Raw genomic sequence first — 9759 nt, forward strand, 5'->3', positions numbered from 1 at the left:
CAATGAAAAAATACGTTTTTAGTTTTCTTTTAATTGGAAGTATTGCTTTTGCTCAAAAATTGACAATAGAAGAAACAGTAATGGGGCCAAGAAAATATGCTTCAAAAACATTATCCGCGTCTCAATGGAGAAAAGACACTAAAGCTGTAACTTACTTAAGTGCTGATTTTTCTGGTTTAATGGAAAAAAGTGCTTCTACTAATTGGACAGAAGCTACTTTGGTTACTAAGACTGAATTAGAATCTGCTCTTAAGGCCAAAATTTCAGGAGATGAATTTACCTTACGTACATTTCCTATGGTTCATTGGAAATCTAAAAATACTTTTGAAACAGAACTAGCGGGGAAAAATAAAAATTACAACATTATATTTGATGTTGAAACAAAGCAAATCACGAAGGTTGTTGCTTATCCAAGTGACGGTTCAGAAGCAACTTTTGCCTCAAATAATCAAGTAGCTTGGTTGAAAGGAAACAATATTCAAATTACCTTAGCTGATGGAAAAACAATAGCAGTTACGAATGATGAAAATTCTGGAATTGTTAATGGGTCGAGTTATGTTCACCGTCAAGAATTTGGAATTGATAAAGGTATGTGGTGGAATGAAGCGGGAACCCAATTAGCCTATTACCGTAAAGATGAAACTATGGTGGCTAATTATCCTTTGACGAATTGGAACGAACGTGAAGCGGTTAATAAAGATATCAAATATCCAATGGCGGGTATGACTAGTGAAAATGTTACGGTAGTAGTTTACGATGTAGCTTCGGGTAAAAAAGTAACGATTCAAACCAGTGAACCTAAAGAACAATATCTAACTATGGTTTCTTGGGAACCAACAGGGAAGTTTATCTTTATTGGTGTTTTAAACCGTGAACAAAATCATTTAAAATTCAATAAATATAATGCTTCAACAGGTGCTTTCGTAAAAACATTGTTTGAAGAAAAGGCAACGACTTGGGTAGAACCACAACATGCGATTACGTTTGTGCCAAACAATCCCAATCAGTTCATTTATCAAACGGATTTTAATGGATTTAACCAAATGTATTTATATTCAACCGATGGGAAGTTGATTAAAAACTTAGGATATAAAGATGTGGTGGTGACCGATTTACTTGGGTTTGATGCGACTAATTCAAAAATTAATTATATCGGAACTGCAAATAATGGGTTAGACCGTCAATTGTATCAAGTTGATTTAAAATCAGGAAAAACGATCCAATTAACAACAGTTTCTGGTACGCACAATGCTTCGGTTTCTTCTGATGGGACCATGATTTTAGACCAGTATAGTAACGCTACTACTCCTAATGAAATTTCTATTTTGAATGTTAAAAACAAAATGGCAAATACTACTTTGGTTAAAGCAGATAATCCTTTTGCAGGGAAAATCGATTTACCTAAAATTGAATTGGTCACTTTAACTTCTGCCGACGGTAAAACACCATTAAACGGAAGAATCATTTATCCTGCAAATTTTGATGCTACTAAAAAATATCCTGTAATGGTTTATTTATACGGAGGGTCTCATGCGCAATTGGTAACGAACAAATGGTTGTCTGGAGCTGGGTATTTCGATATTTACATGGCACAACAAGGGTATGTGGTATTTACCATGGATAACAGAGGTAGTGATGCTCGTGGAAAGAAATTCTGTGAAGTAAATCACCGTCAACTTGGGGTAAATGAAATGGCAGATCAAATGGAAGGGATAAAATTCTTAAAATCAAAAGCATTTGTAGATGCTGATAAAATTGGCGTTTTTGGATGGAGTTTTGGCGGATTTATGTCTACTTCATTGATGACTTCTCAAGCCGATACGTTTAAAGTAGGTATTGCGGGCGGACCGGTTATCGATTGGAAGTATTACGAAATTATGTACGGAGAGCGTTATATGGATACACCGCAAGAAAATCCGGAAGGATACGCTAAAACATCCTTGTTAGATAAAGCTAAGAACCTAAAAGGAAGATTGTTAATTATTCATGGGGCTCAAGATCCTGTAGTGGTGCAACAACACAGTATGAATTTTATTGAAGCTTGCATTAAGGCGGGTAAACAAGTGGATTACTTCTTATATCCAAATCATGAACATAATGTGAGTGGAAGAGACAGAATTCATATGTATGCTAAAATTGCCGATTATTTTGATACACATTTGAAGAAATAAGGCATTTAGTTAATTAGACAATGTTAATTTGACAATATAATTTAAGAAATCCGTTTACTGAAAAGTAGGCGGATTTTTTTATGGGCGTGCCACAAGCAAAAAATGTCGTTTGTTAACTCATTTTTTGCTTGTGTCGGGCTTTCGCTACTCGCATCCCTTCGGGCGTGCTCAAACAAACCGCTCTATCCCTCACGCACTATCGAATTAGGTAGACAATTGCTGTTGTTTTGATATTAAATTTTATCTTTGCCTCATGCAAACACCCCTACTTTTTCAATCATTTAAAACCAACATATCAGGAATTACTTTACCTGAAAAATTCACGTTTCCGTTTTATTATCAACCTCATGAACTGAGTTTAATCGCAGCGCAAGAATTACAAGAATATCTTGAAAACCAAACCGATTTTGAGCATAATTTTGGATTAAAAGAAGGACAGGAAGGATTAATCATTGGAAAAATGTTTGGGGTTTTGGTGTGTCAAAATCAACAGGGTGCAATCGGTTATTTGTGGGCTTTTTCAGGTAAATTAGCTGGAGTGAATCATCTGCCTTATTTTGTACCAACTGTTTTTGATATGCTAGACGAACATGGTTTTTTTCGTAAAGAGGAAGACGTCATCAGTGCTATAACTGAAAAAATAGAAAGCTTAGAGCAAGCTCCAGAATTTTTAGCATGTCAACAAAAATTTGAGAGAGAAACGGCTCTTGCGGCTACTTGTATTGCTGAACAAAAAGAGAAAATACAATCTCAAAAACAAATTCGAAACAAACAACGCGCTACCTTTGATAGAGTAAACCAACCCTTACTCTATCATATTATGGAAGTGAGTTGGAGTAATGAAAGTATCAAAGAAAAAGTTTTGTTGAAAAACATGACTAAGTATTTTGACTATCGTTTGCAAGAATTAAAAGCGAGGTATGATCAATATGTTCAAGAAATAAACGATTTAAAGGAATTGCGTAAACAGAAATCAGCAGCTTTACAAAAGTTGTTGTTTGCAGAATACGCTTTCTTAAATGTTGAAGGAAAAACAAAAAGTTTAGGCAAAATATTTGACGATAATCCTCCCGCTGGAGCAGGGGAGTGTGCCGCGCCAAAGTTATTGCATTATGCCTTTGAACACCAATTAAAACCCATCGCAATGGCTGAGTTTTGGTGGGGGCAATCTCCGAAATCTGAGGTGCGTAAGCATAAACAATTTTACCCGGCTTGCCGAAGAAAATGTGAACCTATATTGATGGGACATATGTTGCATGGTTTACTTATGGATGAAAATCCGCTTATTGAAAATCAGGCTCAAGGTAGAGATATCGAAATTGTTTATGAAGATGAGGTGATGTTGGTAATTAATAAACCCATAGAGTTTTTATCGGTCCCAGGAAAAACTATTGCCGATTCCGTTTACCATCGAATTAAAGAAAAGTATCCAGAAGCTACTGGTCCTATTATTGTTCATCGCTTGGATATGTCTACGTCTGGAATAATGCTAATTGCCAAAGACGAACCTACTTATGTGAAGTTGCAAAGTCAGTTTATCCATCGCACCATCAAAAAAAGATATGTAGCTTTACTGGACGGGATTGTTAAACAACCAACTGGTTTTATTGATTTACCTTTACGCGTAGATTTAAATGATAGACCACGACAATTGGTGTGTTATGAACACGGCAAACCTGCTCAAACCCATTTTGAAGTGCTTTCTATAAAAAACAAACAAACCCGTATTCATTTTTACCCTATAACAGGAAGAACGCACCAATTACGCATGCATGCTTCTCATGAATTGGGTTTGAACGCACCAATTGTAGGTGACGATTTATACGGAACCAAAGCCAATCGTTTGCATCTTCATGCGGAGTGGATTCAGTTTCATCATCCCGTTTCTGGAGAACTTATGGAAATTTTAGTGGAGGCGGAGTTTTAAACTATTTTCCCTTCTAACCACACACTATCAATTAAATTTGTAGCAAAGCAATACGGAATTTCATAATAAGAGTGAAGTGGTTTCGTAATGATAAAATTCGCTTTCTTACCTCGAGTGATGCTTCCGTGAGTTGTACTTAAATCCATAGCATAAGCCCCATTAATAGTAACCGCATTTAGAGCTTCTTCTGGTGTCATTTTCATTTTTATACAAGCCGTTGCAACTACAAAATGCATATTGCCTGATGGCGTTGTTCCCGGATTAAAATCAGAAGCTAAAGCTAAAGGCAATCCAGCTTGAAGCATTTGTCGTGCAGGTGTGTAGGGAATACTTATAAAATAAGAACAACTTGGTAAAGCTACAGGCATACAATTCGAGTTCTTTAAAGCTTCTATATCGTTTTCTGTAACCAATTCTAAATGATCCACGCTTAACGCGCCATGGTCTACACAAGCTTTTATACCTCCAATAGCTGTAAATTGATTCACGTGAATTTTGGGAGTTAAGCCATTTTTCTTACCAGCTTCCATAATTTGAATAGTTTCCGCTAAACTAAAATAACCTGTTTCAAGAAAAGCATCGATGTAATCAGCTAGATTCTCTTTAGCGATGGCAGGTAACATTTCTGAAATGATTAAATCGATATAGGCTTGATGGTTTTCTTTGTATTCCATAGGAAAAGCATGGGCACCAAGAAAAGTAGCTTTTATAGCAACAGGATAATTTTCTTTTAAACGTTTAATAACACGTAACATTTTTAATTCCCCTTCAACCGTTAAACCGTAACCCGATTTAATTTCTACCGCTCCGGTTCCTTGTGAAATGACCTCTTCCAATCTTTTTTTAGATTGGTCATAAATTTCTTCTTCAGAAGTTTCGTTTAATTTTTTAGCCGAATTTAAAATGCCACCGCCGCGATTTGCTATTTCTTCGTAGGATAAACCATTAATTCGATCTACAAATTCGCCACTACGATTGCCTGCATAAACAATATGTGTATGGCTATCACAAAAACTTGGCAATACAATTTTACCAGAACAATCAACCACATTCATCCCTTCTAAAGATGGAGCATTTTCCATCTTACCATAATCCAGTATTACATCATTTTCAAGAAGTAAATAGGCATTTTCAAGTAATGGTAAATTGGCCATTTCAGCCCCAGATACTTTATGAATTGGTGTGTCTCGTACTTGAAGTAATTGTTTGATATGAATAAGTAGTGTTTGCATTCGTTTTCGTTATATTTGTAAAGCATAAAAGTAAATATTTTAATCGAAGTGCGAAAGTTGTTGTATAAAAAAGGAAGAAAAGTAGTGCCTACACTTTTGGAATATACGGGAAATCATAAAGAGACTAAGCCCGAAATGCAATTGTTTGTTTACGATACGGAGTCTTTGTCGGAGTACCAAGACATTCATATTGGACAGATTGATAAGCATTTGGAGCATAATAAAAATAATTGGCTGAATCTTCATGGGTTGAATGATATTCATTTGGTAAAAGAATTAGGAGTAAAATTTCAGATTGATGATTTTATTTTAAGTGATATTTTAAATATTCTAAAGCGTTCCAAAATTGACGAATACCATCATACGTTGTTCTTTAATATTAAGTCCATTTTACCAGTACGAAATTCCAATTCCATTGATATGGAACAAATTAGTTTCATTTTACGAGATGGTTTTTTGTTTTCCTTTCAAGAGAAATCGAGTGATTTTTTCACGCACATCAGAGAACGTTTACGTCAACACGCTGGTATAGTTCGTGATAAAAAAGTGGATTATCTATTGTATTTGTTGCTCGATGCGGTAATGGAAAATTTCTACATTACAATAGAAAATGAAGAACATAAAATTGACAAAATTATTGATTTAGCCAAGACTACTACTTCTCAAAAAATATTGGAAGATATTGAAATACATAGAGATAATCTGAATTTTTTACGTCGTTCTATTGTGCCATTGCGTGATTCTTTATATTCGATTAAAAGTATGAAAGACGATGATGTTTTCAATGCTATTGCACCTGAAAATTATTCCTTCTTTGCGCGTTTACATCAAAAATGTTTAGAATTATTAGATCAAATTGACGCCGATTTGTATTCTTTGGAAGCCGCTTCTAGTTTTTATTTTTCTATGCAAAGTCATAAGATGAATGAAGTGATGAAAACCCTTACTGTGGTTTCGGTGTTTTTTATGCCGTTGACATTTATAGTAGGTGTTTACGGAATGAACTTTGATAATATGCCGGAACTGCACTGGAAATATGGTTATTTTATTATAATTGCAGTCATGTTTTTACTTTTAATTGGAATGATTATCTATTTCAAAAAACGGAAATGGTATTAATACCCCCTTCATTAGTAATTTATTAAAGAATTTAAAATATTTCCCGCAAGCGGTTTTTTTGTGGGAATTGTTTTTTTATTCGGATTATTATCGTAATATTGCAATATAGAAATATAACGATATGGGAATTACAAAATCAGATGCTTTTACTCAGGAACAGAATGAGTTAGCAAATTTAATGAAGGCGATGGCGCATCCGGCGCGGGTGGCTATAGTGCAATATTTATTGAAAGTAGATACTTGTATTTGTAATGATATTGTAAATGAATTACCCTTAGCACAAGCAACCATTTCGCAACATTTAAAAGAATTGAAAAGTGCTGGAATCATTCAAGGTACGGTTGAAGGGAAATCGATTTGTTATTGTTTAAATAAAGATACGTTTTCTAAAATTGGCCGTTATTTTATGGGAGTTTCTATTAAGTTAGAAAATAAATGTTGTTAGTGAATTGAAAAACAAGGCGTCTTTTGTAAACGGGGTTGAAGCAAAGTACCGTGTACTGCGGAAAACCCGAAGTTAAGTGTGCTGAAATTATAAATGTCTTTTTCTAAAAAATAAAATTATATGTTATTATCTGAATTAATCTATCAATTGCAAGATTTAAAAGAATTAAATTTTGTTTTGCCCGACGGAAGTTTGGTGCCCTCTCATTTTCATATTACGGAAATGGGTTTTATTGCTAAAAAATATACGGATTGTGGAAATACTTTTCGTGAAGAAAATTATTTTACGTTTCAATTGTGGTATGCGGGTGATGTGGAACACCGATTGACCTCGGAGAAATTTTTGAAAATTATTACTTCGATTATTGAAAAACAGGGTGGGGAAGATGCTGAGGTGCTAGTGGAATACCAAATGGAAACGACTATTGGTAAATTTAAATTGGATTTTTTTGCTGGTAATTTTGCGTTAATTGGAACCCAAACTACCTGTTTAGCGAGTGATCATTGTGGAATTCCAGAAGAGAAAATGAAAGTTTCTTTGAAAGAATTACAAGCAAAAACGAGTTGTTGTAAACCTAATTCGGGTTGTTGTTAATGGATAAAAAAGCACATTGGGAAAAAGTTTTTGAAACGAAAGCCCAAAATGAGGTGAGTTGGTATCAGGCGAATCCTAAAACTTCGGTTGCTTTTTTTGTAGATAATGCTATTGCAAAAGAGGCCAAAATCATTGAAGTTGGTGGTGGAGATAGTTTTCTGGTTGATGAGCTGTTGCAGTTAGGATATACAAATATTACAGTGTTGGATATTTCTGAAAATGCACTTCTTCGTTTGAAAGAAAGATTAGGTGAAAAAGGAAAAGAGGTGACATTTATAGTGTCGAATATTTTGAATTTTACTACTACAGAAAAATTTGATGTTTGGCATGATAGAGCCAGTTTTCATTTTTTAACAAATCCGGAAGAGGTTGCTTTATATGTGCAAAAGGCCAAAGAATTTACTTCTGAAAATGCCTTATTGTTTATTGGAACTTTTTCAGACAAAGGGCCTTTAAAATGCAGTGGATTGGAAATACAACAATATACTGAAGCGCGATTTGAGAACGTTTTTTTAGGATTTGAAAAAATAAATTGTTTTACAGAAGATCATCTGACACCTTTTGATACGATTCAGAATTTTATTTTTTGTGTATTTAAAAAATAAACAAATGCCTCATGTTTGAAAATTTACAAAAAACTATAAAGCAAATTGCAACAGTTGCAGTATCTGAAGAAAGAAAAGAAATTTTAGACACTTTAGTCGACTATATACAATCTAAAGTCGATTTAAACGAGGAAATCCGATTGAACTTCATTTGTACGCATAATTCGAGAAGAAGTCATTTGTCGCAAATTTGGGCACAAACCATGGCATTTCATTTTGGAATCAAAAATGTATTTTGTTATTCGGGTGGGACAGAAGCTACAGCGATGTTTCCTAAAGTTGGCGAAACCTTAGTAAACCAAGGATTTCAAATTCAGCAATTAAGTGAAGGAAAAAATCCCGTTTATGCGGTGAAGTTTGAGAACAATCAACATCCCATCATTTGTTTTTCCAAAGCGTATTTCGATGCTTTTAATCCGAAAAGCAACTTTGGTGCCATCATGACCTGCAATAATGCCGATGAAGGTTGTCCGATGGTTTTTGGTGCAGAAGCTCGATTTCCAATCAAATACGACGATCCAAAAGCCTTTGATGGAACCGATGTAATGAATGAAAAATACGCAGAAAGAAGTCTGCAAATTGCCTCTGAAATGCATTATGTATTCTCACAAATTAAAAAATAATATACATGAAAAAACGATTAGGATTTTTAGACCGCTTTTTAACGCTTTGGATTTTCTTAGCGATGGTAGTTGGAGTAGGAATAGGTTATTTTATTCCCAGTTCAGCCGATTTTATCAATTCTTTTTCCTCTGGAACTACTAATATTCCATTGGCAATTGGGTTGATTTTAATGATGTATCCGCCCTTAACTAAAATCGATTTTTCAAAAGTGTCTCAAATGTTGGAAAAACCCAAGTTATTATCCGCTTCGTTTTTCATCACTTGGATTGTAGGTCCATTTTTGATGTTTTTATTAGCAACGTTTTTCTTAAAAGAGTATCCAGAATACATGACAGGGTTAATTATCATTGGAATTGCACCTTGTATTGCCATGGTAATCGTTTGGAATGAACTAGCTGAAGGAAATAGAGAATTAACCGCGGGTTTAATCGGAATCAATAGTTTATTACAAGTGTTTTTTTTCAGTTTGTATGCTTATTTTTATTTAGCAATACTATTGCCTCTTTTTGGAATAAAAGGGTTGGAATTAACTATTACCGTTGCTGAAATTGCAAAAACGGTTGGAATTTATTTAGGGATTCCGTTTGTGTTAGCTGTAATGAGTCGTTTTGCAATCAAAAAGTATTTGGGAGATAAATTTTTCAATCAGAAATTCATTCCGTTTGTTTCGCCGATTACTTTGGTAGCGCTTTTATTTACGATTGTAGTCATGTTCAGTCTAAAAGGCGAAATGATAGTTGATTTGCCAATTGACGTTCTTAGAATTGCTATCCCATTAGTGATTTACTTCGTGATTATGTTTTTCTTGATGTTCTTTGTGGCTAAGAAAATTGGTGCCGATTATAGAGACACAGTTGCATTATCATTTACCGCTTCTGGTAATAATTTTGAATTAGCAATTGCCGTTTCTATCGGTGTATTTGGAATCAATAGCGGGCAAGCCTTTGCTGGAGTAATTGGTCCTTTGGTGGAAGTTCCCGCTTTGATTATTTTGGTAAATATTGCTTTTTGGTTGAAGAAAAAGTATTTCAAATAAATGATA

The 9759-nt window shown here is 34.5% G+C and carries 9 protein-coding genes; 8 read left to right on the forward strand and 1 reads right to left on the reverse strand.

What is annotated here, in order from left to right:
- Positions 1–2171, forward strand: a 2171-nt coding sequence (locus QZ824_RS09085) for a S9 family peptidase (RefSeq protein ID WP_291275705.1), incomplete at its 5' end; no start/stop codon positions are given.
- A 253-nt stretch (positions 2172–2424) separates the two neighbouring features.
- Entirely contained in the window at positions 2425–4098 is a 1674-nt protein-coding gene (locus QZ824_RS09090) for an RluA family pseudouridine synthase (protein ID WP_291275706.1), read from the forward strand.
- On the opposite strand, the gene hutI is transcribed toward QZ824_RS09090, so the two are convergent.
- Positions 4095–5330, reverse strand: a complete 1236-nt coding sequence (gene hutI, locus QZ824_RS09095; protein ID WP_291275707.1) for an imidazolonepropionase — start codon at positions 5328–5330, stop codon at positions 4095–4097. The genes QZ824_RS09090 and hutI overlap by 4 nt on opposite strands.
- A 48-nt stretch (positions 5331–5378) precedes the next feature.
- On the opposite strand from hutI, the gene corA reads away from it, so the two are divergent.
- The 6 genes from corA to arsB all read left to right on the forward strand — a co-directional run bounded on the left by corA (position 5379) and on the right by arsB (position 9753).
- On the forward strand, positions 5379–6449 hold the full coding sequence (gene corA / locus QZ824_RS09100) for a magnesium/cobalt transporter CorA (RefSeq protein ID WP_291275708.1): 1071 nt from the start codon (positions 5379–5381) through the stop codon (positions 6447–6449).
- Between the two features lie 121 nt (positions 6450–6570).
- Positions 6571–6894 carry a metalloregulator ArsR/SmtB family transcription factor gene (locus QZ824_RS09105; protein WP_014387958.1) on the forward strand — a complete coding sequence of 108 codons (324 nt, stop codon included), beginning with the start codon at positions 6571–6573 and terminating at the stop codon, positions 6892–6894.
- A 120-nt stretch (positions 6895–7014) separates the two neighbouring features.
- Positions 7015–7488 carry a DUF6428 family protein gene (locus tag QZ824_RS09110; RefSeq protein ID WP_291275709.1) on the forward strand — a complete coding sequence of 158 codons (474 nt, stop codon included), beginning with the start codon at positions 7015–7017 and terminating at the stop codon, positions 7486–7488.
- Entirely contained in the window at positions 7488–8093 is a 606-nt protein-coding gene (locus QZ824_RS09115) for a class I SAM-dependent methyltransferase (protein WP_291275710.1), read from the forward strand. Before QZ824_RS09110 ends, QZ824_RS09115 begins: the two co-directional genes overlap by 1 nt.
- Positions 8094–8104: 11 nt before the next feature.
- A complete protein-coding gene (locus tag QZ824_RS09120) occupies positions 8105–8716 on the forward strand; it encodes a protein-tyrosine-phosphatase (protein WP_291275711.1) in 612 nt (203 codons plus the stop codon).
- A gap of 5 nt (positions 8717–8721) precedes the next feature.
- Positions 8722–9753 (forward strand): ACR3 family arsenite efflux transporter, encoded by a 1032-nt coding sequence (arsB, locus tag QZ824_RS09125; RefSeq protein WP_291275712.1) that lies wholly within the window; start codon positions 8722–8724, stop codon positions 9751–9753.
- Positions 9754–9759: the final 6 nt, after the last annotated feature.

It is taken from the genome of Flavobacterium sp., from assembly GCF_021151785.1.
Lineage (GTDB): Bacteria > Bacteroidota > Bacteroidia > Flavobacteriales > Flavobacteriaceae > Flavobacterium.